The sequence below is a fragment of the Kangiella taiwanensis genome (genome assembly GCF_020005165.1).
Classification (GTDB): Bacteria; Pseudomonadota; Gammaproteobacteria; order Enterobacterales; family Kangiellaceae; genus Kangiella; species Kangiella taiwanensis.
Genome location: NZ_JAHCLT010000002.1, coordinates 51,925 through 77,073, shown reverse-complemented (window position 1 = coordinate 77,073; position 25,149 = coordinate 51,925). Strand labels below are relative to the sequence as shown.

Sequence of the window (25,149 nt, the reverse complement as noted above, 5' to 3'; positions counted from 1 at the left end):
TAGAATTAGAGGATTAAAACAATGAGTATTTTTAAAAAGAAGCAGCACTCTAAAAAACATGCTTACAAACTATTGAGTGTATTGGTATCAGCGACATTATTGACTGCTTGTTTTGGCGATGATGATGAAGATTCGACTCCAGACCCTGAACCACCGGTTTCAAGTGTTGACTGGACCAAAACCAACCAATGGTTCAATCAGGGCAAAGCGCAAGTTGATGCGGCATTAGATACTGAGGAGTTATTGGCTAAAGGTGCGGCTAAGAACGTTATATTGTTCGTTGGTGACGGTATGGGTGTTTCTACTGTGACTGCGGCACGAATTTTCGCTGGTCAAAAAGAGGGGGCGACAGGAGAAGAGTATCAACTGAGCTTTGAGAAGTTTCCTGTAGCGGGTTTCGCCAAAACTTATAACACCAATCAACAAACACCAGATTCAGCAGGCACCATGACGGCTATGATCAGTGGCGTCAAAACCAAGGCGGGTGTGATTGGTTACCCAGACCAAGCGCTACGTGCCGACTGTGGCTCTGCAAAAGGAAATGAGCTGGTTACCGCTGTCGAGCTAGCTGAAATGTCGGGTATGTCGACGGGTGTGGTCTCTACAGCGCGTATAACTCATGCTACGCCAGCGGCTACTTACGCAAAGTCACCAGAGCGTAACTGGGAAAGCGATGACGGATTAACGGATGAAGCGAAAAGCAATGGCTGTAAAGATATCGCAACTCAGTTGATTGATTTTTCTTATGGTGATGGCATTGATGTCGTTATGGGCGGTGGACGCCGTCACTTCATTCCCAACTCTTTGACCGATGAGGAGGGAAAAACTGGCAAACGCACCGATGGGGTAAACCTGATTGATTCTTGGAAGTCAAAATATGCCATGGGTAACTATGTTTATGACCAAGCTGGGTTCGATGCTCTGAATGCTGATACGACGACCAAGGTGCTAGGTTTATTTAACTCCTCGCACATGGAGTATGAGGCTGACCGTGAGAATGATGTGGCTGGAGAGCCTTCTCTGAGTGAGATGACGTCGAAATCGATCGATATCTTGAGTAAGAATGACAAAGGTTTCTTTTTAACGGTGGAGTCAGGTCGTATCGATCATGGTCACCACGCGGGTAACGCCTACCGTGCATTAGAGGACGCTGTAGAGTTCGCTAAGGCGGTACAGGCTGCTGTCGACAAAGTGGACTTGAGCGAGACTCTGATAGTCGTGACAGCTGATCATAGTCATGTGTTTACTTTGGCTGGTTACCCCACTCGAGGCAACCCAATTTTGGGTCTCGTTAAAGGGAATGATAGTCATGGACACGCTGAAGACGAGGCTGTGATGGCTGGTGATGATATGCCTTACACAACGGTTGGTTACACTAATGGATTAGGTTTTGCTGATTACGGAGAAGGCAATGGTGGTGATCAGCGGTATGCTGATGCTGGAGCTGCTGGCCGTCATGATTTAGCAGGTGTTGATACGCAATCATCGGGCTATCATCAGGAGGCGTTAATACCGCTTGGATCAGAAACACACTCAGGGGAAGATGTCGGTATTTATGCTATTGGGCCTGGAGCGCAGCTATTACGTGGTACCCATGAGCAAAGCAATATTTTCCATGCGATGAACCATGCCGCAGATTTAGTTGGCAAAGCTGAGGCTGCGCAATAACGCATACAATTGGCCGGCGCTCTTGAAAAAAGAGCGTTGGTCTCAATTGACCTTAGTTGAAGTTAAAGAGTGGTATTAAACGAGTCGAATATGTTGCAAACGAATAAGTTATTGAACCTTGCTGCAATTGTATGTTTCCTTGCATTGTCTCTATCAAGCTTAGCATTAGCCCAGCCGAAATCGATAGCTAAGAAAGCTGAGTTTGTTGTTACGAGTGGTAATCAATCGTCAGTGATTAGCGTCTGGTTAGTGGATGATACGCTAGCCTTTTCTCCACAAGGAACTCAACAAATTGCCTTGTGGCATTTATGGAAAACGGACCATCCCAGTTTTTATCAAGTGTATCCTGAAGTCGGTTACCGTATTGAGTTTGATCGATTAACCAGTCAAGAGACGTTGAAAATGCTGGATGAACTCAAGCTGCTGATTAATGGTCATGATTTTGTCGATCAAATGGACATTGATGGCAAGCAGTTCGAGTTATCGTCTCTTGAAAGCGGCCAAAGCATTGAAACCGCTGTGGCGAAATGGAGGTCTTACCAAACCTTTGATTATGCTGATATTGGTGACAATGAAGCGGATCCAGTTCTAGGAAAGTTGATCCAGCAGGGCTTCGTCAGAACACTATGAGGTTTTTGGGTAAGCTTAAAGCTTTGATGAATTTTTGTGACTCAGGGCTTTATTATTGAAATGGTTTGAGGGATAATGCGCGCAACTCAGCTGGTCCCCCCGCAACGATACGTTGTGAATCCCGCCAGGCCCGGAAGGGAGCAACGGTAGCAGCCGACTCGTGTGCCGGGGTGTGGCTAGCTGGGCCTTTAATTATTTAAGGTCTTTGATTTAAAGATAGTAAGAATTATGAAAAGCCGCTCGTGGAGACACTGAGCGGCTTTTTTGTTGAGACTGAATTTGAACAGCACTCTTAGGAGAGTCTGTAATCGTAGTTCTTAGCTAGCGAGGCTCATTACTGCCAGTCGGCGCGATCATCGACTCTAGCTTACTTTCATACGCTTCTACTTCAAACACGTCTCTTAAAGTGGTGATATCGCGAATCAGCTCTTGATCACTGATTAACTCGCCAATTGTATCACCATGACCGATGCCACCGCCGTTATCTCCGTCACCTGAAGCTAAGTTGTATTTATCAAAAATTTCTTCATAAGCACCGTAATCAGATTCAAAGCGCCATGAGCAACCATTACCTAACGACTCGCTGGGTAACCAAGTATCGCCATCACCAAAGTCTGCGTTACGCGCTTGATTGCAGTCTTCTTCCGTTGCGTAAGGGCCTCTTGATGCATAGTTATAACTGTAACTACCGGTATATTGCTGGGCGGTGTAAAACCAGCCTCCACAAGTCGCGCAACCTGATGCGCCATTTGCGGTAACTCCAAGCCCTGCTAGACCAATTGCTGATGCTATAAGAAGTGATGTTTTTAAATGTTTCATAGTGAGACCTCTGTTGTAATTTATGTGTTCAAAACGCAGTCTAGAAGAGTGCAGTTAGAACAGCGATAAATTTACAGGGCAAAATAGGGCATGGTTGGGAAAATAAGGGTAAAAAGCTATGTTATTGATTTTTATAGATAAAAGTAAGCTGGCTTTCGGTGTGGCCATGACAAATTGATTTTCCATTACTGCAAAGTGTGCTATGGTTTCTGCACTAAAACGATAAGCATTTCTAAACTGATTATTTTATGAGCTATCAAGTGCTCGCCCGTAAATGGCGCCCAAAAAACTTCCAAGAACTTCGTGGTCAAGAGCACGTTAGTCGTGCGTTGGTGAACGCTATTGAAAGTGGTCGTTTGCACCATGCTTATTTGTTCACCGGCACTCGTGGCGTAGGGAAGACCACCATTGCCCGAATTCTTTCGAAGTGTTTAAACTGCGAAGCTGAGGGTGTCACGGCAACGCCATGTGGCCAATGCGGTAGCTGCTCTGAAATCGATGAAGGCCGCTTTGTTGATTTGATTGAGGTTGACGCTGCTTCTCGAACGAAAGTCGATGATACTCGTGAGCTACTTGAGAATGTTCAATACCGGCCGACCCGCGGACGTTATAAGGTTTACCTCATCGATGAGGTTCACATGCTCTCTAACAGTTCATTCAACGCGCTACTGAAAACGCTTGAAGAGCCACCTGAACACGTTATCTTTTTACTCGCAACGACTGATCCGCAAAAATTGCCGGTGACCGTTCTGTCGCGCTGTTTGCAGTTTCACCTCAAGCACATGGATGAAGCTACAATTGCAAACCATTTACAATTTATTCTTGAGCAAGAGTCGATTAATTTTGAAGCGCCAGCGTTAAATCTTATTGCGCAATCAGCAGAAGGCAGTATGCGTGATGCTCTAAGTCTTCTCGACCAAGCGATTGCTTATGGGCAGGGTAAAGTACTCGAAGAAGATATTCGTACTATGCTGGGCACCATTGATCACAAGTTTATGGTGCGCTTGCTTGAGGCTTTAGCGAGTCGAGATAGCGTCATGGCGATTAAAGCTGTTGATGATATGAGTCACTATCCTGTAGATTTTGCGGATGCACTGAAAGAACTGCTGAGCAGACTTCATCAAGTCGCTGTGTATCAGGCGACTCAAGTGATGTTGGACTCTGCAGCATCCTACATTCCAGAGTTCGCAGAAGTGTTTGAGGCTGCGGATCTTCAAATGTATTATCAGCTAGGTTTGCATGCACGCCGAGATTTGGAGTGGGCACCGACAGCCAAGCAAGGCTTAGAGATGGCTTTGTTACGTATGTTGGCGTTCCAAATAGATTCAGGCGCTAATAGCCAAGGGCAATCTCCAAAAAAAAAAGTTAGTATAAAAGCCCCTGAAGCAGTTACGCCCTCTGAGTCCCGCTCAGTCACTGAGGCTAAAAAGAACTCCACTGAGTCGACCCAAAGCCAAGAGGCTCCAGCAAAACCACACACCAGCACTAATGAATCAGACAACAGTGCCGTTGTTGATAAACCGCTGGGCGGTGTGACACAAGAGCAGACACAGCCAGATGAGCCACAACACAAAAACACACCAGTCAGCGAGAAGGTTAACAGCTCGGCAGATGACTTTGCTGGCTATGAACAATTCATTCAGCAAGATGATTCCGAGGAAGAAGGTTATTCGTCTTACTTGGCGGGGGATAGTGAGCAAGTTTCAACAACCTCTAAGCCAGTATCTCGTTCAGATAACAATCCAGTAGATAATAACCCAGTAAAGCGTTCTCCAAGTCAAAGTAATAATCGTGATGAAAGTGATAATGAAGCCTTGGCCAGTCTTCATTCCGCGTTAGGTTTGAGTTTTTCATCAAATTCTGAAGATACTCAAGATTCCACCGGTAATACTCAGCAACCTCCTGCCACTACACAAAAGCCGCCGGCTTTAGAAGGGGCTCAGCCTACTATTGAAGAGCGACAGGGTGAGGAGCGATCGTTAGTCATTGATAAGACTTTCGAGGATGACGCGCCGCAACCTAGTGATAATGCTAAACCGAGCCAAGAATCCCAAGCTGAGGCCGAAAGTTACGATAGTGATATTGAGCGGTTGATGCGGGCGAGCCAAGAGCTTGGCGATCATGAAGACAGTACGCACCAAGAAGCACCAGTGGTTCCAATGGAAGTGGCAGAAAAGGACGAAGAGCCAGAGTTTATCCCAGAACTTAATGTGCCAGAAGAGGCTATGGAGTGGGCAAATTTAGTCAAAAAGCTTGAATTAGATGGGAGTTACCACCAAATAGCACAGTCCAGTTGTGCGATTTGGACTTCGGGAGATGCTCTAACGTTAGAGTTATCACCTGAACAAGAAGTGCTGCTTACAGATGGCGCTAAAGCTAATGTAAAGCAGTCTTTAGAAGTGTTTCTTGGCAAGCCAGTGACTGTCGAGTGGCAGCTCAAAGTACCTAGCATAGAAACGCCAGCACAAATCTGGCAGCATCAAGCGAAGTTACGATTGCAAAAGGCATGTGAAGATTTAAATCAGCATCGTTTTAGTCAACAGCTTCAGCAACATTTTGGTGCTAAAATAGATCGACAAACAGTGACATATTTAAATGATTAGAGTGGTTAGCTCTGATTGGAACCATTAAAAGATTGAGGTAACGCCATGTTTGGTAAAGGTGGTTTGGGCAACATGATGAAACAAGCCCAGCAGATGCAAGAAAAGATGCAAAAAGCTCAAGAAGAAATCGCTAATATGGAAGTCACAGGCGAAGCTGGTGCAGGAATGGTTAAAGTCACCATGACTGGGCGCCATGACGTTAAGCGTGTGGAAATTGATTCGAGCTTGATGGATGATGAGAAGGAATTGCTTGAAGACTTAGTTGCCGCTGCGACGAATGCCGCTGTACGTAAGGTTGAAGAGGTGACTAAAGAGAAGATGGGTGGGGCTACTGAAGGGTTGAATTTGCCTCCAGGAATGAACCTACCGTTCTAAAAGCTTATTAAGACGCTCTTTTTGCTCAATTTCATTGTTAAAACTATGCTCGAGCCCTCATGTATTATTATACACTCAGCCTCTCCGCGTAGTTTTGCCTTGAACTTGAGCAAAAATAACTGTCTTTCTAAGCGTTTTAGTCGATACTTACTAAGTAGGAATATGTTAAAACCGTAATAATAATTTGTATCTCATCCACTCACTAAGAAGTTTATATGCAGTCTCCGTTGATTAAAAAGTTGGTTGATGCGTTTACCTGTTTGCCAGGAGTTGGGCCAAAATCGGCCCAGCGGATGGCTTATTACCTACTGGAGCGCAATCGCGACGGTGGCGAGCATTTATCTGGTGCTTTAGCAGAGGCCATGGCGGGCGTTCACCATTGCCAGCGCTGCCGTGACTTTACGGAGTCGGACTTGTGCGGAATTTGCCAGTCTGAACGCCGCGATAAGAACTTATTGTGTATCGTAGAAAGTCCAGCGGATGTAATTGCAATAGAGGCAACCGGTGGGTTTCAGGGAACTTACTTCGTGCTAATGGGACATTTGTCACCGTTAGACGGCATTGGCCCTGAAGATATTGGGCTCGATCAGCTTAAGAGGGTGATTGACTCTGAAGCTCCAGACGAGGTGATTTTAGCGACCAACTCAACAGTTGAGGGTGAGGCAACGGCGCACTTTATTGCCGAAATGCTTAAAGGAACTGGGACTCAGTTATCAAGAATTGCTTCTGGTGTCCCTTTGGGTGGCGAGCTTGAATATATCGATGGCGGCACTTTAATGCATTCTTTCTCAGGAAGAAAACCTTACTCGTCTTAATAACATACTCTTAATTTCTGTCAGTATCTTTTACAACACTCTTTATTTCGGTATATTGAATGTTGTGTGTTTTTTATACAGAGGTGCTGATTTGATGATTAAAACAAAAGAAATGATCGCACTGGGACTTATGATCTCAGTTTTGACGGCTTGCGGTGGTGGTGGCTCAGACGATTCTACAGAACCTGAACCGCCCATAAGCGAGGCACCAACATGGACCGCGGGTGTTTTTGAAGATGAAGACAACTTTAAAGACCGTTGTGAAAACCCTCGTTCAGGCAATGATATCAATGGCAACCCTTGGCCTGACCAAGCGGGGAGTCATTTGTATGAAAAGCACTGGCTTCGTTCATGGAGTAATAATACCTATCTTTGGTATGACGAAATACAGGATCAAAATCCTGCTAACTTTGGCCTTCCTACGGAATACTTTGACGTTTTAAAAACTGAAGAGTTGACGAGCTCTGGCGCTCAAAAAGATAATTTTCATTTTTTCCAAGACACAAATGAGTACCAGCAGAGAGTATCTTCTGGGGCATCGTCTGGTTATGGTGCTCGTTTTGCTATCCTTCAATCTGCTCCACCAAGAAAGATAGTTATCGCTTATACCGAGCCTAACTCTCCAGCGACAGGGCAGAGCTTAACCCGTGGTGCCGAGATTATTGAGGTTGATGGTGCTCAAGTTTCTAATGGCGATGCAAATACATTGAATGCGGGCTTATTCCCAGCGAATGATGGTGAAACGCATGAATTTGTGGTTCGTGATCTAGGCGCAACTAACACACGAACTATCACCATGACATCCGTTACGGTAACTTCAGATCCTGTACAGAATGAACAAGTATTTAACACGCCAAGTGGTAAAGTAGGCTACATGCAGTTCAACACCTTCGGCACGCGTATCGCTGAGCAAGAAATCATTGATGCTTTTGTCGACTTCTCTAATGAGGGGGTGCAGGATTTGGTCGTTGATCTCCGTTATAACGGCGGTGGGTTCCTGTTTATTTCTAGCCAACTCGCTTATATGGTTGCTGGCCAAGCGCAAACTCAAGGAAGGGTTTACGAAGAAACTGTCTGGAATGACAAGCATCCAAACATTAACCCAGTGACTGGTGAGGCTTTAGAGCCGACGCCTTTTTATAATGTCACCTCTGATGAAGCTACGGCTCCAGGTGGTACTTTACCTAGCGTTAACCTCAACCGCGTATTTGTATTGTCGACCTCGGGCACTTGCTCGGCGAGTGAAGCTTTTATCAACGGCTTACGCGGTATTGATGTTGAAGTCATACTTATAGGTGGTACAACGTGTGGTAAGCCTTACGGTTTCTATGCGACCGATAACTGTGGTACGACTTATTTCACCATTCAATTCCGTGGCGAAAATGAAAAGGGCTTCGGTCAGTATGCGGATGGTTTTGTTCCGTCCTCGACAGATAATGGTCAAGACTTTGTTCGTGGTTGTACTGTGGCGGACGACTTTGATCACCTGCTAGGAGATCCTGATGAGGCGATGTTAGCCGCGGCATTAGAGTATCGTGATACCGGCAGTTGTCCCACAACGACTAAAGTGTCCAAGCGTCATTCTGCCAAAAGGTACATTTCAGATGATTCATTATTTAAATCTCAGCGCGTTCAGCAACGGTTATTCCTAGAGCAGAACCGAATCATGAATACGCCTAAGGAGTTAAAGCAATGAAACTAGGACTAATTCTTAGCATCGGGGTGATATTCGGGCTTATGGGTTGTAAGACTACGGAGTGGAGTGACGAAGCCGTTCCCGCGGTGGTCGTAAACTTTAATTCGGAAGCGAAAGAAGAGATTGCAGGCATCATCAATCAGGTGATGCCAGGCGCAAACGTTAAGTTGGCCCAAGATATCTTCAGCAATGACCACCGGTTATTTATTCAGAAGCAAGCGATGATAGTCGATGGTAATCCGGTTCAAGGGCGAATTACCGAAATGCCAAGAAAGTTTGAGTTACATCATTTAGAGGACACCTGTTTTTTAGTTGATGATAAGACGAAAGACGCTTACTTGTTAAGTTTGGTTCAGTGTAAGCCTAAGTAATCAGCCTCAGAACCAACTTAATTATTGAAAGCCAGCCCGCTTGGTAAAACAGGTCGGCTGGCTTTTTCATGAATAGCGTATTTTTGCTATTGAAATCTAAAGCTGTGCCCCCACTTTTTTATCATCGTGGTAACTATGTGTGAAAAGACTATGACGGAAACAGCTACTAAACAAAAACATGCCTTTCAAACTGAAGTGAAGCAACTTTTGCACTTGATGGTGCACTCGTTGTATTCCAATAAAGAAATCTTTCTTCGAGAGCTCATTTCGAACGCGGCTGATGCTGCTGATAAGTTGCGCTTTAAAGCATTAAAAGATAGCAGCTTATATGGCGATGAAACCGAGTTAGCAATTCGTATTACGACTGATAAAGACGCCAAAACCATTACCATTTCAGACAACGGTATTGGTATGACCGAGCAAGAAGTCATTAATAATCTAGGGACTATCGCTAAATCGGGTACAGCGGACTTTTTGCAACAACTAACGGGTGATCAGAAAAAAGACTCAAAACTGATTGGTCAGTTTGGTGTAGGTTTTTATTCAGCTTTTATCGTTGCAGATAAAGTCACAGTGACAACACGTGGAGCTGGCGCAGGTATCAATGAAGCCGTCATTTGGGAATCTGCCGGTGACGGTGAGTTCACTATTGAGCAAACAGAAAAAGAGTCTCGAGGTACTGATATTACGCTTCACTTGAAAGAAGGTGAAGAAGAGTTTCTTGAGGAAATGCGTCTACGCAATGTTATCAGTAAGTACTCAGATCACATCTCCTTGCCTGTAGAAATGAAGAAAATGGCACCTGATGAAGAAGGCTCTGATGCCAGTGAGTTTGAGGCTGTAAATAAAGCCACTGCGTTGTGGACTCGTGCAAAAGCGGACATCTCGGATGAAGAGTATCAAGAGTTCTATAAACATATTTCACATGACTTTCAGGAACCCTTAACTTGGAGCCATAATCAGGTAGAAGGTACCCAAGAGTACACCAGTTTGCTGTATATCCCATCAAAAGCACCTTTTGATTTATGGAATCGAGATCGCGTGCGTGGTGTAAAACTATACGTTCAACGTGTCTTTATCATGGATGATGCTGAACAGTTCTTGCCCGTTTACTTAAGATTTGTTCGTGGCTTGTTGGATTCAAACGATTTGCCATTGAATGTTTCAAGAGAAATTTTGCAAGACTCTAAAGTAACCCAGTCATTGCGTAGCGCTACCGTTTCTCGAATTTTGAAAATGCTAGAGCAGTTGGCGAAGAAAGATAAGGAAAAATATCAACAATTTTGGGATGAGTTTGGTCAAGTACTAAAAGAAGGTTCTGGCGAAGATTTTGCCAATAAGGAAAAAATCGCTAAATTATTCCGTTTCAGTTCGACGCATACTGATGAAAAGGCTCAAACGGTCTCGCTTGATGATTACATTGAGCGTATGAAGCCTGAGCAAGAGAAAATCTATTATATTGCTACGGATAGCTTCTTGGCGGCTAAAAATAGCCCGCATTTAGAGATTTTCCGCAAAAAAGGTATTGAAGTTTTACTGATGCACGACCGAATCGACGAGTGGACTATCTCACACTTGAACGAATACGAAGGTAAGCAGTTTGTTTCAGTGACTCAGGGCGACTTAAACTTAGGTAATCTTGAAGACGCTGAAGATAAAAAAGCACAAGAGAAGGCATCAGCAGAGCATAAAGACTTTGTTGAGCGCGTTAAGTCTGCGTTAGGCGATAAAGTGGCGGATGTGAAAGTGACTATGCGCTTAACTGATACGCCGGCTTGTATTGTGGCTGGTGAGGGTGAAATGCCACTGCAGATGGTAAAAATGCTCCAAGCTGCGGGGCAGGAAGTGCCTGATGTGAAGCCTGTGTTCGAAATTAATCCTGAGCATGCACTGATCAGTTTAGTCGAAAAAGAGCAAAGTGACGAGCAGTTTGCCGAATGGGTAGACGTTTTGTTTGACCAAGCACTATTGGCGGAACAAGGACAGCTTGATGATCCTGCGAGTTTCGCTAGTAAGCTTAATAAGCTCTTGTTAAAATTAGCGCATTAAGTCAGCGAATAGCCGCCCTTGAGGCGGCTTTTTTATGAAAGCATTTTTATCCAGTAAGTTATTCAAAGTGTTATTCGCACTTGGTGTCATCGTTATTGCCATTGGCTCAGTCATGCCAGGTAAACAGCTTCCTAGCAGCTTACCTTGGGACAAAGCGTTGCATTTTGTTGGCTATTTCGGCCTAGGCTTTCTTGCGAGAATGGGGTCGGATCGACGTCCTGCATGGCTTTTGATGGTGGCATGTATCGTATTTTCGCTAGCTATTGAGATTGCTCAAATGTTTATTCCTAACCGTGGTTTTGAGTGGCAAGATCTTGTGGCTAACGCGTTAGGCGTGGTCAGTGGTGTTTTAGTCGGTATTTTGGGCAAAAAGCTATTAATCACTCATACTAAAGCGTAACTTCCAACCAGTTAATTTTTCGAGCAAAATCTTCCTAATATGCCCGTATTTCGGTATTTTTTACTTGAGATACTGGGCTATTCCAAGTATCTTTAGCGCCTACAAAGTCAATATTTACACATAAGGCTAGGAGACTTCGCTCATGCGAATTATTTTGTTGGGTGCACCAGGCGCAGGTAAAGGCACTCAAGCGCAATTTATCAAAGAAAAATACGGTATTCCTCAAATCTCAACAGGCGACATGCTAAGAGCAGCGGTTAAAGCCGGTACAGAGATGGGCCTCCAAGCTAAAAAGAAGATGGATGCAGGTGAGTTAGTGTCTGACGACATTATTATCGGCATCGTAAAAGAGCGTGTTAAAGAGTCGGATTGTGAAAACGGTTATTTACTTGATGGTTTCCCTCGCACAATCCCTCAAGCAGACGCAATGCGAGAAAACAGCATTGATGTTGATTATGTGGTTGAGATTGATGTTGAGCACGAAGAGATTGTAAAACGTCTAAGCGGGCGACGCGTACACCCCGAGTCTGGCCGCGTGTATCATGTGACCTATAACCCGCCGAAGGAAGAAGGTAAGGATGATGTAACAGGCGAACCTTTGATTCAGCGTGACGATGACCAAGAAGATACTATCCGTCGCCGTTTGGCTGTTTACGAAGACCAGACGCGTCCGTTAGTTGATTATTACTCTAACTGGGCGGAGCAAGAGCCGCAAAAAGCACCGCAATATGTCAGTGTGAAAGGCGTGGGTTCTGTTGAAAGTATCCGTGACGCTATTTTTGCTGGTTTAGAGCAGTAACTTAGTCAGCACGATTCACGAAATAATATTCATAAAGCGAGAAAAAATTTGAAGAAACAAGGTGTATTGCTGTGTAATTTAGGTACTCCAGACGAGCCAACGCCACAGGCGGTTCGTCGTTATCTTTCCGAGTTTCTTCATGACAAGCGCGTTGTTTCTATTTCTCGCTGGGTGTGGTGCTTAATTCTCCATGGCATCATTTTGCGGATTAGACCTGCGAGGGTTGCCAAAGCCTACAAAAAGATCTGGCTAAAGGAAGGTTCTCCTTTATTGGTGATCACGCAAAAACAGCGTCAGAAACTTCAAAACGAAATCAATGAACGCTTCGTTGATCAACGTTATGGCAAGCATGTACCGGTCGAGATTGCCATGGCTTATGGCAATCCATCCATTCCAAATGCCTTGCAGGCCCTCAAAAACCAAGGGTGTGAGCGTATTATTGTTTTGCCACTGTACCCACAGTACTCTTCAGCGACCACTGCATCAATATTTGACCGGGTAGCAAAGCATTTTAAGAATGAATTCTATGTACCTGAAATTAGCTATGTTGGGGACTATCATGATCATCCTCACTACATTCACTCGTTGGTTCGGTCGGTAGAGCGTTTTCGTGAGCAACACGGTTCTGCACAAAAGCTCCTTTTTTCATTTCATGGCGTTCCAGAGCGCTTTAGTGTTAAAGGTGACCCCTATGAAGCTCAATGCCGCAAGACAGCAGAGTTAGTGGTTAAAGAGTTAGGTCTGACCGAGGAAGAGTTTGCTGTTTCATTTCAATCACGATTTGGCAAAGAAGAGTGGGTTAAACCTTATACCGATGAATTATTGACGGGTTGGGCTAAAGATGGTGTCGAGTCGGTTCAAGTCATCAGCCCAGCGTTCAGCTCTGATTGCTTAGAAACTCTTGAAGAGTTGGCGATTGAGAATCGAGACACATTTATTGAAAATGGCGGTAAAGAATACCAGTACATTCCTGCATTGAATGATGACCGTGGCCATATTGAGTTGATGCTCCAGCTTATTGAGCAGCGTTTGCTTAAATAATTGCTGAAGCGAGAGCACTGTGTCGAGCAATTCAGAGTCGTTTAATCTTAATGACCTATTTTCTTCGGAAGGTCCTCTCTCCAAAATTTTTACTGGGTTTAAGCAGCGGGTTGAGCAACTTGAGATGGCGCAAGCCATTGAGTCAGCCTTAGAAGCTGACGAATCGATTTGTATAGAGGCCGGAACTGGTACTGGCAAAACCTTTGGTTACTTAGTCCCTGCGCTCAAGGCGTGGTATCTCAACGATAAGAAAGTTATTGTCTCAACGGGCACTAAAAACCTTCAGGATCAGTTATTTTACCGTGATCTGCCCAATATGCGTGATGCTCTCACAGTCTCACCCAAAACAGCGTTACTCAAAGGTCGTAATAATTACTTATGTACCTACCGTATGGATCAAAGTCTTGACTCTGGTCAATTCCAGAGCCGTAGCATGGTCGATACTCTGGCGAAGGTAAAAGCATGGGCGGGGCAAACAAAAAGCGGTGATTTGACTCAATGCAAAGACCTAGCTGATAACGATCCTCTTTGGCCATACGTGACATCTACTAACGATAACTGCTTAGGTGTAGAGTGCCCAGATTTCGCTGACTGCTATGTGGCTAAAGCTCGGCAAAAAGCCACTGCTGCGGATGTTGTGATTGTTAATCATCACCTCTTGTTGGCCGACATGGTGCTAAAAGATGATGGGTTTGGTGAGCTGCTTCCCGATGCTGATACGGTTATTGTCGATGAGGCGCATCAACTCACGGATATTGCTCATGCATTTTATGGGCAACGTTTAACCAGCCGCCAGTTGATGGAGCTGTGTAGAGATACTGAGCTAGAAGCTCTAACCACAGCTAAAGATGATCGTCAGTTAAGCGTTGCCGTTCGCCGAGTTGAAGGGGCGGTTAATGAAGTACGCTTGGAACTGGGTGAGGCGGGCAAAAAAATTAACTGGCAATTGATTGCAACACCTAAGCTTCAGTCAGTTTTAAAAGAGTTAGAAAAAGAAGTCACTGCACTGTGTGAGAGGCTAGAGCGGCATGCCAGCCGTTCGAAAGGCCTAGATAGTTGTCACCGTCGTTGCGAGGAGTCTTTACAAGCATTGGCCTTGTTTAATAGTACTTTTAATCAGGATGCTAGCGAGAAGGCTTATGAGGCAGTACGCTGGGTTGAGACCTATCGTAATGGATTCGCGGTACTTGAAACGCCATTGAATGTTTCAGAATCTTTCTCAAGAAGTCGTAATGAACACGCTGCAAGAAGCTGGATTTTCACGTCGGCAACTTTGACCCAAGCAGATGACTTTAGCTTATTCAAAGAGGAACTGGGGCTAGAGAAAGCTAAGGACCTAGTGTTACCGAGTCCATTCAATTATGGACAACAAGCCATTCTTCATATTCCCAGACATTTGCCCGATCCCCGAGACAGAGAGTATGTAGACCGCTGGCAGAGACAAGTTCTACCCTTAGTTGAAGCTAATGCGGGCGGTACTTTTGTCCTATTCACAAGCTATGCAGCTTTGAATAAGGTTAAAGATTTATGGAAGGAGAAGCTCGATAACAAAACAGTATTTGCTCAGGGCGACTTACCTAAAAATGAACTGATAGAACAGTTTCGAGACGCTGGTGATGCGGTTTTATTGGCAACTTCAAGCTTTTGGGAAGGGGTGGATGTTAAAGGAACTGCACTGAGCTTAGTGATTATTGATAAACTGCCTTTCTCGGCGCCCGATGAGCCACTTATCGAGGCTAAAATTCAAGCAGCTCGAAAGTCTGGTAAGAATCCTTTTTTTGACATCCAAATTCCAGAAGCCATTATTGCTTTGAAGCAGGGGGCAGGGCGCTTAATTCGTGACTATGATGATAAAGGCGTACTTGTGCTTTGTGATCCGCGACTTATTGCCAATAAATATGGGCAAAAGTTTCTGCAAAGCTTGCCACCGATGAAGCGAACCCGTGAGCAGCAAGTTGTGATAGAATTTTTACACCAGTTATCTCAAGACATACAAACCGACGATTAAGGTCATGCCAAACTTATTAGTTATTGATACAGCTACAGAAGCCTGCTCCGTCGCCCTTTTGCTTGATGGGGTTGCCTATACGCAATCAAAGGTTGCACCTCGTGAGCATGGTGAGTTGATATTGCCAATGGTCGATCAGGTACTATCTGATGCGGACGTTACTTTGCAGCAACTCGATGCCATTGTTTACGGACAGGGCCCAGGTGCGTTTACAGGGCTGAGAATTTGCATCAGTGTCGTACAAGGACTGGCATTTGGCGCTGATTTACCGGTAATAGGGGTATCGAGTCTACAGGCCATGGCACAGGCGGCTTATGAAACACTCGGCGCTGAGCATGTACTGAGCGCGATTGATGCTCGTATGGGAGAGGTTTATTGGGGAGAATACAGCGTTAATGCTAATGGTGTGATGCACTTGGTTGGGACTGAAAAAGTGTGTGCGCCGAATCTTGTCACAATTTCAAGTGCTGATTCGTCTAAAATATACAGTGCGGTAGGAACAGGATGGAAAACCTATGCCAAAGAGCTGGCTGAGACGCTTAATTTGCCCACTGTGATATATAAAGAGCCGCTTTACCCCTCTGCGGAGGCTATGTTGCCTATGGCTTTAGAGTTATATAACCAAGGCAATACTTTTTCAGCCGAACAGGCAGTTCCTGTTTATCTTAGAGATAATGTGGCCAAAAAAGCTCAACATTAGCGATTGTCGTTCTTGAGTGATCTTGCGAAATGTTCAGCTTAAATTCACTAACAATGACTTAGAATGTTTGCTATATCATTTAGATAGAGCTCGAGCGTTACTTTGAAGGAGATTTCTAATGGGTAAGTTTTTAAGGTTAACATTGGCTGTGTTAGGAGCTACTTTGGTGGCAGCCTGCGCCAGCACACCTCAACAAATTGCCTTTGATGATGCACAAAATTTAAATTTTACACGTGTAGCACAGAACCCCGAAGCTTTTACAAAACAAGAAGTCCGGTGGGGTGGTATCGTAGCACGTGTGGAAAATCTTGAAAAAGACACTTTGATCGAAATCGTTAATTTGCCACTTGGACGCCAAGCGAGACCTGTGGCGAGCCAAGAAACTGGCGGACGTTTCATCGCTCGTGTTCCTGGCTTTCTTGACCCTATGATATATAAACAAGGCAAAGAAATTACTGTGGTAGGTATGTTAGCTGAACCAATGCCCGGTAAGGTCGGTGAACACAAGATAAATTTCCCGGTGGTAGATACCCGAGGTCATCAGCTTTGGGCTGAACGACCTAATTATGAATATGTTGAAGTCTATTCAGCTTGGGACCCTTATTGGTTCTATCACCGTCCTTACTATTGGCCATATCATTATCGGTATCGTGTGATTCGCCATGACTATCGACATGATCGCAGGCGTGATTTGAATGGTGAAGCTTTAAATCCGAATACCGAAAATTATCGAGGTGTGCCTTCTGAGCCTAGAGTGCAAAGGAAGTCGCCGACTTCAAAGCCACCAGTAAACTCTCGAAGCTCAGGTGACCAAATTTTAAAGCAGAAGTAATGATGATATGAAAAAAGGAGCCTTGTGGCTCCTTTTTTCATCTAGTGTTTATTCTGGCTTGTCATGGCCATAAAACTTAATGTTACGTTTAATTCTGTCTCGTCCATTCGACTTCCGCCAACGATTTGTATCACGTAATGAGTAAACACAACCGCAGTATTCTTGCTGATAAAATTCTTCACGCTTTGATATCTCAATCATGCGCTGCGCACCGCCTTTTTTGCGCCAATTAAATGTCCAATACCTAACATCATCATAGCGATTAGCAGCTCGAACCCCGCAGTCGTTAATTTGCTCCATATTTTTCCAACGTGAGATTCCAAGAGTGCTGGTGATTAAGTCAAAGCCATTTTCGGCTGCGTAGAGCGCAGTTCGTTCGAAACGCATATCAAAGCATACTGTACAACGCGCACCACGCTCAGGCTCGTCTTCTAGCCCTTTAACGCGTTCAAACCAGTTATCCTTGTCATAGTCAGCATCGATAAACTCAATGCCTAACTTGTCACAAAAACGCTTGTTTTCGTTTTTGCGGATTTCGTACTCTTCTATAGGATGAATGTTTGGGTTGTAGAAAAAGACCGTTTGTTGAATACCTGAGGCATGCACTGCTTCCATAACCTCTGCTGCACAAGGCGCGCAACAAGAGTGCATCAGTATCTTGTCTTCGCCGTGTGGCGTTTCGAGTACTGGGCGTTCATAATGGTCAACAGAATAAGGGTTCACGCTAAACTCCAAGAGTGCTTCACTCATGCTTTATAAATGTACTATACAGGCGTAATGGTAAACTGATGCTTCATAAGTGGCAAGCCTATCAATCATTGGCTTTGCGCATATTCGATGGCGAATTTAGAACGCCTGATAAATCTAAACAATAATAATATTGCAGCAATTGATAAACCAACAATAATGCCTATCCAAAAACCTTCGACTTTAAGTCCTTGTTTTTCTGCTAAATAATAGCCTATAGGAAAGCCGAATATCCAATAAGCGATGGCCATGTATATCATAGGAATAGTGGTATCTTTCATACCCCGTAGGGCGCCAGCGCTGTTGATTTGTAGTCCATCCGAGAACTGGAAAATAGCGGCTAGGAATATTAAGCTCGCTGCTAGGTTAATCAGTTCAGTGTTATCTGTGTAAAAGCCAACAAAGTCATGCCGGAACAGCAACATTAGAGTGACCGACGTGGCCTGGAAGATCACGCTGAGTCCTATACCACAGAAGCCTGCAAGGCGCATTTGGCGGAAATCTTGTTTACCACGCCAAAAACCAACACGTGCTGTAATTGCTACCGATAGCCCCAGTGGCACCATAAAGGCTACAGTGGCGATATTCATGGCAATCTGGTGGGCACCAGTCAGATCGACGCCATAACGCGCCACCATGATACCAATCATACCGAAAAGCCCAACTTCCATGAGCATGCCTACCGCGATAGGGCTACCCACAGTAAAGTATTCTTTGATGAGGGTCATACTCGGCCAGCTAAGGTTTTTGAAAATATCTAAGTGTTCATAGCGGCGATTTTTGTAAGTATAGATAAGTAAAAATAGGAACAGCAGGGTCCAAACAAGGCTGGTCGCATAACCCACACCCACAGCGCCCATGGCTGGCAACCCTAACCCACCATAGATAAACCAAGTGTTAAACACAATATTAAAGGGGATCACTAAGAATGAACATATCATGATCGCCTTCGTCGAGAAGAGACCTTCGTTGCATGCGCGTAGTGATAAAAATAAGAAGGCTGGAATAGCACCCCAGCTCAAAGCTGTTAGATAATCTGCGGTCAATCCTGCGATATCTGGCGTGACTCCCATAAGGAGCAATGGAGTCTCCATATTACGAAGAATAAAAAAAGTGACTAAGCCAAAAGCCACACCAACAACCATGCCCATCTGGAAGGTTTTGCCGATCTGTTTGAATTGTCCTTGTCCGTTGAAGTGCGACACCATTGGGTTAAGGGCGAAACTTAAGCCAAGGTATAACGCAAAAATGATCATAAAGGTGTTGGCGCCAGTACCAACAGCAGCCAGTGCGTGTTTACTGTAATTACCTGCCATTAGCGTATCGACAACGCCCAAAGTCATTTGTGCTAATTGAGCCAATATCGCAGGAATGGCAACTTTTATCAGAGCGCTACTTTCTTCACCAATTTGGCGTAACGAGTGTTTTTCCATAAAGTTGATCTTCGTAGACTAGCTTGCTTGGCGATTTAGCGATAAAGCGCCAAGTGCGATACCGTGAGTTAGGAATTCTCCTAAAGGGAGTCGGGGCAGTTCTTCTAAGTCGCTTTTGCTTAACTGGTGCTTTTGATTTAGTTTCTGAAAAGCACCTTCTAACCCCTTAGGGAACTGAAAGTAAACACCGTTAATAAAAGTTAACAGTGCTTGCTCATGCTCAAAGTATGCAATTCGAGCTAATGGGTTGAGGTGGATGCCTTCGGTCAGTGCGATTTCTGACAACTCTTGTGATTTTGGCAAATCTACCGTATCCAGCATTTCAGGATACTTTAAATCGGTCACCGTCTTGCCTGCGGCAATCAACAGCTCACGGCGGTTGAGGAGGGTTTTTAACTCACCTAGCGCCCAGTCAGGCATTTCTGAGTGAAGTGCTCCAAACGCATGATACTTTTTTAGTTTCCCGCCATCTTGCCATAAGCTATCGAACTCAAGCGAGGCTGAGTTTAGTACAGAGTCCAGAATCGAACCAATATTAGGCGCTCTAAAGCCGATGGAGTAGGTTATGCTGTTGTCCACTGAAACGCCCCAATGTGGTGTATTTGGGGGGATGTATAACACATCACCTGGATTTACAATCACATCTATCGTTGCTTCGAAGGGTTCTACTTGAGCAATTTGAGGGTGCGGGTTGATGGTGCTAACTTTTTGGCCTTGATAGCCTACTCGCCAGCGTCTTTGACCTTGCCCTTGCACCAAAAATACATCGTATTTATCCAAGTGAGGGCCGACGCCACCATTTTCTGTGGCAAAAGACACCATGATGTCATCCAGCCGCCAGCGAGGAAGAAAATTACAAGCCTTAATCAGTTCCTGCAGAGGCGGGTGGAAATAATCTAATGATTGAACCAGTAACGTCCAGTTGGCATCACCCAGATCTTCAAACGCAGACTCTTCAAGAGGACCATGCGATAGCTGCCAACGCTGTTGATTCGCATTATGTTGAATTAGGCGAGACTCAATATCATCATCAAGACTATACCCGGCTAACTCTTCAGGAGTGATTAGCGCAGGATCGTCAGCAAAGCCACCCCTTATTAAGAGTGGTTTTTTTTGCCAATAGTCCGAAAGAAACTCTTCCGGACTCATATCGCCGAGCATGCTGGACTGAATCTGCGCTACTTTAACCATAATACCGTCTGACTATTACTGAGTAATCAAGCGTTAATTTAAATCGCCTTTGCTTGCGCGACAGCGTTACCAATATAGGTTGCTGGAGTTAGCTGCTTCAAGCGGTCTTTTTCTTCCTGAGGAAGTTCTAAACTATCGATAAACGCCTTTAAGTCTTCTTGAGTCACGCGCTTACCACGAGTTAACTCTTTTAATTTCTCGTAAGGGTTTGGAATCGCATAGCGACGCATAACCGTTTGGATTGGCTCGGCTAAAAGCTCCCAGTTAGCGTTTAATTCGTCAAGCAATGACTGCTCATTGACTTCCAACTTAGAAATGCCTTTCAAGGTTGCCTGATAAGCAATCACACTATGAGCAAAGCCTACGCCTAGAACACGTTGAACTGTTGAATCTGACAGATCGCGCTGCCAACGAGAAATAGGCAGTTTCATGGCCAAATGATCAAATAAAGCGTTTGCAATACCTAGGTTTCCTTCCGAGTTTTCGAAGTCGATAGGGTTGACCTTGTGTGGCATGGTCGAAGAGCCAATTTCACCAGCAATGGTTTTTTGTTTGAAATGGCCCAGCGCGATGTAGCCCCAAACATCACGATCAAAATCGATAATAATGGTGTTATAACGTGCAATGGCATCAAATAGTTCGGCCATGTAGTCGTGTGGCTCAATCTGGGTGGTATAAGCGTTCCAAGTTAAACCCAGTGAGGTTACGAACTTTTCTGCGAAGCTTTGCCAGTCGAATTCAGGATAAGCTGACAGATGCGCATTGTAGTTGCCGACTGCGCCATTAATCTTACCTAAAACTTCTTGTCCTTCGATTTGCTTTAACTGACGCTCTAGACGGTAAACCACATTGGCCATCTCTTTACCCATGGTCGAAGGAGAGGCTGGTTGGCCATGAGTACGTGACATCATCGGAATGTCTACAAACTGCCCCGCTAAGTCGCGAATAGCACTGACTACTTGCTTTTGGGAATCGATTAACGCTTCGGTGCCTTCTTTTAGCATTAAGGCATAGGAGAGGTTGTTAATATCTTCTGAAGTACAAGCAAAGTGAATGAATTCACTGACTTTGGCAACTTCTTGATTACTTTCAACTTGTTCTTTAAGGAAGTACTCAACCGCTTTTACGTCGTGGTTAGTTGTGCGCTCGATTTCCTTAATGCGCGCAGCATTCTCTTCTGAAAAATTCGCTACAATCGCGTCAAGCAATTGGTTTGCTTCAGCCGAGAACTCAGGAACCTCTTTAATTTCAGCGGCTTGGGACAAGGCCTGCAACCAGCGAACTTCAACCGTTACGCGGTATTTTAAAAGGCCATATTCACTAAAAATTGGACGTAAGTCAGCGGCTTTTGAACCGTAACGACCATCGACAGGAGAAATTGCAGTTAAAGCGGAAAGTTGCATCGTCATACCTAATCCGTAAAAGCTTAATTGATCAGTACATAGTGTACAGTACATTTAAGGGGCTGATCATACCTTAACTGCCTGCTTTTAGCACCTTCTGTCATAAGAAAAGTATTGATGTGATGCATAAAAAAAGCCAGTTTGAACTGGCTTTTTAAGGTGACTGTCCGCTGACTTAGTTAACGATCAATATCGAATACATCGAGAATCATTCGTGTCCCTTCCATCACGCGAATGATTTTGCCTTCGAGCTCAATAATTTTGCTGCCAACTGGACCAACAGGGAGTCGCTCTCTAAGCTCATAGGGAATATCGTGAGCGTGCCTGTATATATCTATCGGTAAAACCTCCCCACGTTGCACCTTCATTTGCCAGCCCGGAGGTAACTCTCCAGTGCGCTCGTATTTCTTTTGTAAACCCTTAGGAATCGTTGTTCGTCCAGAGTCATAACGATGACGGTAGTAGTAATCTTGAATCAAATCGTGTTCATCACCTGAAAAGCGATGATCGCGTTCTGGCTTTGAACTTTTCTCAGCGTGTTGCTGCGCGTGCTGAGGTTTGCCTTTATGGCCTTTGCTATTGTCGTTTTTAGCCCATGCTAGCGGACTACTTAATGTCACAATCACAGCGATGCTGGTTAATGTTATCAATTGGTTTTTCATACTATTTCCCCTAATTGTTCTATAGCGTTATAACACATATTATTATAAGCGTACTGAATATCGACTGAATAAGATAAGCCTCACATTCTTTATGGGCTGTGTTATAATCAGCCGCCGATTTTCGGAGGAATGCGTCCAAAGTACACTAACTGTGTACGAAAAGTAGCCAAATCACTTGAGTTGATAGCAAAAGGTGGTTAACCGGCTCTCAACATTTCTTCGCAAGAGACTGAATTTACATTACATTGAGGAATATAGCGTGTTAGAAGCATACAGAAAACATGTAGCAGAACGTGCTGAGCAAGGTATTCCACCTTTGCCTTTGAGCGCCGAGCAAGTCAATGAGCTTGTTGAATTATTGAAAAATCCACCAGCAGGTGAAGAAGAGTTTTTAGTCGAACTATTAACTGATCGTGTACCTCCTGGTGTTGATGAAGCTGCTTATGTCAAGGCAGGCTTTTTAGCGGCGATTGCGAAGGGCGAGGCAGAGTCTCCATTAGTGGATAAAGAACACGCTGTTAAGCTTCTTGGTACCATGTTGGGCGGTTATAACATCGCGACATTGGTTGAGCTGTTAGACAATAAAGAATTGAGCCTTTTGGCCGGTGAAAAGCTAAAAGATACGTTATTGATGTTTGACGCTTTCCATGATGTTGCTGAGAAAGCTGATGCGGGCAATGAAGTTGCTAAAGACGTTATTAAGTCATGGGCAGAAGGTGAATGGTTCACGAAAAAGCCTAAACTTGATGAAAAAATCACGCTAACAGTTTTTAAAGTTCCTGGTGAGACTAACACAGATGATCTGTCACCAGCGCAAGACGCATGGTCTCGTCCTGATATCCCATTGCACTCATTAGCGATGTTGAAAAACTCTCGTGAAGGTATTAATCCTGATAAAGAGGGTGAAATTGGTCCTATCAGCACCATTGAAAAGTTAGAAGAGAAAGGTCATCCAATCGTTTACGTTGGTGACGTTGTGGGTACCGGTTCTTCTCGTAAATCTGCGACAAACTCTGTGTTGTGGCTAATGGGTAACGATATTCCTCACGTTCCAAACAAGCGTGCAGGAGGTTTCTGTTTCGGTAATAACATCGCTCCTATCTTCTACAACACGATGAAAGACGCTGGTGCGATGCCGGTTGAGCTTGACGTGTCAAAAATGGAGATGGGCGACGTCATCGATTTTTACCCATATGAAGGTAAAGTCACCAAAAACGGTGAAGTGATTGCTGAGTTTGAATACGGTAGCAAAGTTATCTTTGACGAAGTTCAAGCGGGCGGTCGTATCCCATTAATCATTGGGCGTGGTTTAACTGAGCGCGCTCGTGAATACTTAGGTTTAGAAGCGACTGATTTATTCCGTAATGCAGAAGAAGTTAGCGACTCAGGCAAAGGCTATACATTAGCGCAAAAGATGGTTGGCCGTGCTTGTGGTGTTGAAGGTGTTCGTGCGGGTCAGTACTGTGTACCTAAAATGACTACTGTTGGTTCGCAGGATACTACGGGTCCTATGACACGTGATGAGCTTAAAGATTTAGCGTGTTTAGGTTTCTCTGCAGACTTAGTGATGCAGTCATTCTGTCACACCGCTGCGTATCCAAAGCCAGTAGATGTCGACACTCAGCATACGCTTCCTGATTTCATCATGAACCGTGGTGGCGTTTCGTTGCGTCCAGGCGACGGAATTATTCACAGCTGGTTAAACCGCATGTTACTTCCTGACACGGTTGGTACTGGTGGTGACTCGCATACACGTTTCCCTCTCGGTATTTCTTTCCCAGCAGGTTCAGGCTTAGTTGCCTTCGCAGCTGCTACAGGCGTTATGCCATTGGATATGCCTGAGTCAGTTTTGGTACGCTTCAAAGGTAAGCGTCAACCAGGCATTACTTTGCGTGACCTGGTCCATGCGATTCCTTACCAAGCAATTCAAGATGGCCACTTAACGGTGGAGAAAGCGGGCAAGAAGAATATCTTCTCTGGTCGTATTCTTGAGATTGAAGGTCTTGAAGATTTAACTGCAGAGCAAGCGTTTGAGTTGTCTGATGCATCTGCTGAGCGTTCTGCTGCAGGCTGTACGATTAAGTTAAGCGAAGAGTCAGTTGCTGAATATCTTGAATCGAACATCGTCCTACTGAAGTGGATGATTTCAAACGGTTATGGTGATGAGCGTACGCTATCACGTCGTATTGAAAAGATGCAAGAGTGGTTGGATAACCCAAGTCTGTTATCTGCTGATGCTGATGCTGAGTACACTGAAGTTATCGAAATTGATATGGATAACTTAAAAGAACCTGTGCTGTGTGCGCCAAACGATCCTGACGATGCTCGCTTGTTGAGTGAAGTCGCTGGCGACAAAATTGATGAGGTTTTCATTGGTTCTTGTATGACTAACATTGGTCACTTCCGTGCGGCAGCTAAATTACTTGAAGATGTAGAAGCGGGTACATTAGCTACACGCCTATGGATTGCTCCGCCAACTAAGATGGACGAGCACCAGTTGATGGAAGAAGGGCACTACAATACGTTTGGTCGTTCTGGAGCCCGCCTTGAAATGCCTGGCTGCTCATTGTGCATGGGTAACCAAGCACGTGTTGCTCCTAAGTCTACGGTAGTTTCAACTTCAACTCGTAACTTCCCGAACCGCTTAGGTCAGGGTGCGAACGTGTACTTGGCTTCTGCTGAGTTGGCGTCTGTGGCAGCTGTGATTGGTAAATTGCCAACAGTTGAAGAGTACATGGAGTATGCAAACAAGATTGATTCAATGGCGGATGATATCTACGTTTATATGAATTTCCATCAGATGGAAGAGTATAAACAACAAGCGAACAAAGTAACTATCCCTGTCGCAAACCAAGTGACAGTTGGTTCTTAGTTCTAGTGTCATAAAAAGGCCCGCATAATGCGGGC

The 25,149-nt window shown here is 44.7% G+C and carries 21 protein-coding genes and 1 other RNA gene; 16 read left to right on the top strand and 6 right to left on the bottom strand.

The annotated features are described in order from the left end of the window. The first annotated feature begins 21 nt into the window (after nt 1–21). From KFK88_RS05850 to ffs, 3 genes are all read left to right on the top strand, one after another. The gene (locus KFK88_RS05850; protein ID WP_223577751.1) at nt 22–1,668 is read left to right on the top strand and encodes an alkaline phosphatase; all 1,647 of its coding nucleotides are present in this window, start codon (nt 22–24) and stop codon (nt 1,666–1,668) included. A gap of 90 nt (nt 1,669–1,758) precedes the next feature. Then, nucleotides 1,759–2,298 carry a hypothetical protein gene (locus tag KFK88_RS05845; RefSeq protein ID WP_223577749.1) on the top strand — a complete coding sequence of 180 codons (540 nt, stop codon included), beginning with the start codon at nt 1,759–1,761 and terminating at the stop codon, nt 2,296–2,298. Nucleotides 2,299–2,386: 88 nt separating this feature from the next. Further along, nucleotides 2,387–2,483: signal recognition particle sRNA small type (gene ffs / locus KFK88_RS05840), an RNA gene on the top strand. Between the two features lie 136 nt (nt 2,484–2,619). Here the strand turns inward: ffs and KFK88_RS05835 are convergent. Further along, nucleotides 2,620–3,117, bottom strand: a complete 498-nt coding sequence (locus KFK88_RS05835; RefSeq protein ID WP_223577747.1) for a hypothetical protein — start codon at nt 3,115–3,117, stop codon at nt 2,620–2,622. A gap of 248 nt (nt 3,118–3,365) precedes the next feature. On the opposite strand from KFK88_RS05835, the gene dnaX reads away from it, so the two are divergent. The 12 genes from dnaX (at nt 3,366) to KFK88_RS05775 (ending at nt 16,806) form a co-directional block, all read left to right on the top strand. After that, nucleotides 3,366–5,720 carry a DNA polymerase III subunit gamma/tau gene (gene dnaX / locus KFK88_RS05830; RefSeq protein ID WP_223577745.1) on the top strand — a complete coding sequence of 785 codons (2,355 nt, stop codon included), beginning with the start codon at nt 3,366–3,368 and terminating at the stop codon, nt 5,718–5,720. 45 nt (nt 5,721–5,765) lie between these two features. After that, nucleotides 5,766–6,095 (top strand): YbaB/EbfC family nucleoid-associated protein, encoded by a 330-nt coding sequence (locus KFK88_RS05825; RefSeq protein WP_223577743.1) that lies wholly within the window; start codon nt 5,766–5,768, stop codon nt 6,093–6,095. A gap of 215 nt (nt 6,096–6,310) precedes the next feature. Next, complete coding sequence (gene recR / locus KFK88_RS05820) at nt 6,311–6,910, top strand: recombination mediator RecR (protein WP_223577741.1); 600 nt, start codon at nt 6,311–6,313, stop codon at nt 6,908–6,910. A 94-nt stretch (nt 6,911–7,004) separates the two neighbouring features. After that, nucleotides 7,005–8,606 carry a S41 family peptidase gene (locus KFK88_RS05815; RefSeq protein WP_223577739.1) on the top strand — a complete coding sequence of 534 codons (1,602 nt, stop codon included), beginning with the start codon at nt 7,005–7,007 and terminating at the stop codon, nt 8,604–8,606. After that, nucleotides 8,603–8,977, top strand: a complete 375-nt coding sequence (locus KFK88_RS05810) for a hypothetical protein (RefSeq protein ID WP_223577737.1) — start codon at nt 8,603–8,605, stop codon at nt 8,975–8,977. Before KFK88_RS05815 ends, KFK88_RS05810 begins: the two co-directional genes overlap by 4 nt. 150 nt (nt 8,978–9,127) lie before the next feature. Next, a complete protein-coding gene (htpG, locus tag KFK88_RS05805; RefSeq protein WP_223577735.1) occupies nt 9,128–11,026 on the top strand; it encodes a molecular chaperone HtpG in 1,899 nt (632 codons plus the stop codon). 34 nt (nt 11,027–11,060) lie between these two features. Next, a complete protein-coding gene (locus KFK88_RS05800) occupies nt 11,061–11,426 on the top strand; it encodes a VanZ family protein (RefSeq protein WP_223577733.1) in 366 nt (121 codons plus the stop codon). A gap of 142 nt (nt 11,427–11,568) precedes the next feature. After that, nucleotides 11,569–12,225, top strand: a complete 657-nt coding sequence (adk, locus tag KFK88_RS05795) for an adenylate kinase (RefSeq protein WP_223577731.1) — start codon at nt 11,569–11,571, stop codon at nt 12,223–12,225. Nucleotides 12,226–12,273: 48 nt separating this feature from the next. Next, nucleotides 12,274–13,266 carry a ferrochelatase gene (gene hemH / locus KFK88_RS05790; protein WP_223577730.1) on the top strand — a complete coding sequence of 331 codons (993 nt, stop codon included), beginning with the start codon at nt 12,274–12,276 and terminating at the stop codon, nt 13,264–13,266. 19 nt (nt 13,267–13,285) lie between these two features. After that, nucleotides 13,286–15,274 carry an ATP-dependent DNA helicase gene (locus tag KFK88_RS12005; protein ID WP_223577728.1) on the top strand — a complete coding sequence of 663 codons (1,989 nt, stop codon included), beginning with the start codon at nt 13,286–13,288 and terminating at the stop codon, nt 15,272–15,274. A 4-nt stretch (nt 15,275–15,278) separates the two neighbouring features. Then, nucleotides 15,279–15,974, top strand: coding sequence for a tRNA (adenosine(37)-N6)-threonylcarbamoyltransferase complex dimerization subunit type 1 TsaB (gene tsaB / locus KFK88_RS05780; RefSeq protein WP_223577726.1), 696 nt, complete (start codon nt 15,279–15,281; stop codon nt 15,972–15,974). Nucleotides 15,975–16,092: 118 nt separating this feature from the next. Continuing rightward, nucleotides 16,093–16,806, top strand: coding sequence for a Slp family lipoprotein (locus KFK88_RS05775; protein ID WP_223577724.1), 714 nt, complete (start codon nt 16,093–16,095; stop codon nt 16,804–16,806). A gap of 48 nt (nt 16,807–16,854) precedes the next feature. Here the strand turns inward: KFK88_RS05775 and KFK88_RS05770 are convergent, their stop codons facing one another. From KFK88_RS05770 to KFK88_RS05750, 5 genes are all read right to left on the bottom strand, one after another. Beyond that, the gene (locus KFK88_RS05770) at nt 16,855–17,556 is read right to left on the bottom strand and encodes an epoxyqueuosine reductase QueH (protein ID WP_223577723.1); all 702 of its coding nucleotides are present in this window, start codon (nt 17,554–17,556) and stop codon (nt 16,855–16,857) included. Nucleotides 17,557–17,621: 65 nt separating this feature from the next. Then, a complete protein-coding gene (locus KFK88_RS05765; protein WP_223577721.1) occupies nt 17,622–18,986 on the bottom strand; it encodes an MATE family efflux transporter in 1,365 nt (454 codons plus the stop codon). Nucleotides 18,987–19,004: 18 nt separating this feature from the next. Continuing rightward, the gene (locus KFK88_RS05760) at nt 19,005–20,177 is read right to left on the bottom strand and encodes a cupin domain-containing protein (protein ID WP_223577720.1); all 1,173 of its coding nucleotides are present in this window, start codon (nt 20,175–20,177) and stop codon (nt 19,005–19,007) included. Nucleotides 20,178–20,215: 38 nt separating this feature from the next. Beyond that, a complete protein-coding gene (gene purB, locus KFK88_RS05755) occupies nt 20,216–21,580 on the bottom strand; it encodes an adenylosuccinate lyase (protein ID WP_223578795.1) in 1,365 nt (454 codons plus the stop codon). Nucleotides 21,581–21,759: 179 nt separating this feature from the next. Further along, nucleotides 21,760–22,242, bottom strand: coding sequence for a hypothetical protein (locus KFK88_RS05750; RefSeq protein WP_223577719.1), 483 nt, complete (start codon nt 22,240–22,242; stop codon nt 21,760–21,762). Nucleotides 22,243–22,501: 259 nt separating this feature from the next. On the opposite strand from KFK88_RS05750, the gene acnB reads away from it, so the two are divergent. Beyond that, complete coding sequence (gene acnB, locus KFK88_RS05745) at nt 22,502–25,114, top strand: bifunctional aconitate hydratase 2/2-methylisocitrate dehydratase (protein WP_223577718.1); 2,613 nt, start codon at nt 22,502–22,504, stop codon at nt 25,112–25,114. Nucleotides 25,115–25,149 lie beyond the last annotated feature (35 nt).

Excerpts from the sequence above, each read along its gene's own strand:
- purB (WP_223578795.1), bottom strand. The coding sequence starts at position 21,580 with ATGCAACTTTCCGCTTTAACTGCAATTTCTCCTGTCGATGGTCGTTAC.
- KFK88_RS05850 (WP_223577751.1), top strand. The coding sequence starts at position 22 with ATGAGTATTTTTAAAAAGAAGCAGCACTCTAAAAAACATGCTTACAAA.
- KFK88_RS05810 (WP_223577737.1), top strand. The coding sequence starts at position 8,603 with ATGAAACTAGGACTAATTCTTAGCATCGGGGTGATATTCGGGCTTATG.
- dnaX (WP_223577745.1), top strand. The coding sequence starts at position 3,366 with ATGAGCTATCAAGTGCTCGCCCGTAAATGGCGCCCAAAAAACTTCCAA.
- KFK88_RS05835 (WP_223577747.1), bottom strand. The coding sequence starts at position 3,117 with ATGAAACATTTAAAAACATCACTTCTTATAGCATCAGCAATTGGTCTA.
- htpG (WP_223577735.1), top strand. The coding sequence starts at position 9,128 with ATGACGGAAACAGCTACTAAACAAAAACATGCCTTTCAAACTGAAGTG.
- KFK88_RS05770 (WP_223577723.1), bottom strand. The coding sequence starts at position 17,556 with ATGAGTGAAGCACTCTTGGAGTTTAGCGTGAACCCTTATTCTGTTGAC.
- KFK88_RS05815 (WP_223577739.1), top strand. The coding sequence starts at position 7,005 with ATGATTAAAACAAAAGAAATGATCGCACTGGGACTTATGATCTCAGTT.
- recR (WP_223577741.1), top strand. The coding sequence starts at position 6,311 with ATGCAGTCTCCGTTGATTAAAAAGTTGGTTGATGCGTTTACCTGTTTG.
- tsaB (WP_223577726.1), top strand. The coding sequence starts at position 15,279 with ATGCCAAACTTATTAGTTATTGATACAGCTACAGAAGCCTGCTCCGTC.
- KFK88_RS05845 (WP_223577749.1), top strand. The coding sequence starts at position 1,759 with ATGTTGCAAACGAATAAGTTATTGAACCTTGCTGCAATTGTATGTTTC.
- KFK88_RS05825 (WP_223577743.1), top strand. The coding sequence starts at position 5,766 with ATGTTTGGTAAAGGTGGTTTGGGCAACATGATGAAACAAGCCCAGCAG.
- KFK88_RS05765 (WP_223577721.1), bottom strand. The coding sequence starts at position 18,986 with ATGGAAAAACACTCGTTACGCCAAATTGGTGAAGAAAGTAGCGCTCTG.
- adk (WP_223577731.1), top strand. The coding sequence starts at position 11,569 with ATGCGAATTATTTTGTTGGGTGCACCAGGCGCAGGTAAAGGCACTCAA.
- KFK88_RS05775 (WP_223577724.1), top strand. The coding sequence starts at position 16,093 with ATGGGTAAGTTTTTAAGGTTAACATTGGCTGTGTTAGGAGCTACTTTG.
- KFK88_RS05760 (WP_223577720.1), bottom strand. The coding sequence starts at position 20,177 with ATGGTTAAAGTAGCGCAGATTCAGTCCAGCATGCTCGGCGATATGAGT.
- KFK88_RS05800 (WP_223577733.1), top strand. The coding sequence starts at position 11,061 with ATGAAAGCATTTTTATCCAGTAAGTTATTCAAAGTGTTATTCGCACTT.
- KFK88_RS05750 (WP_223577719.1), bottom strand. The coding sequence starts at position 22,242 with ATGAAAAACCAATTGATAACATTAACCAGCATCGCTGTGATTGTGACA.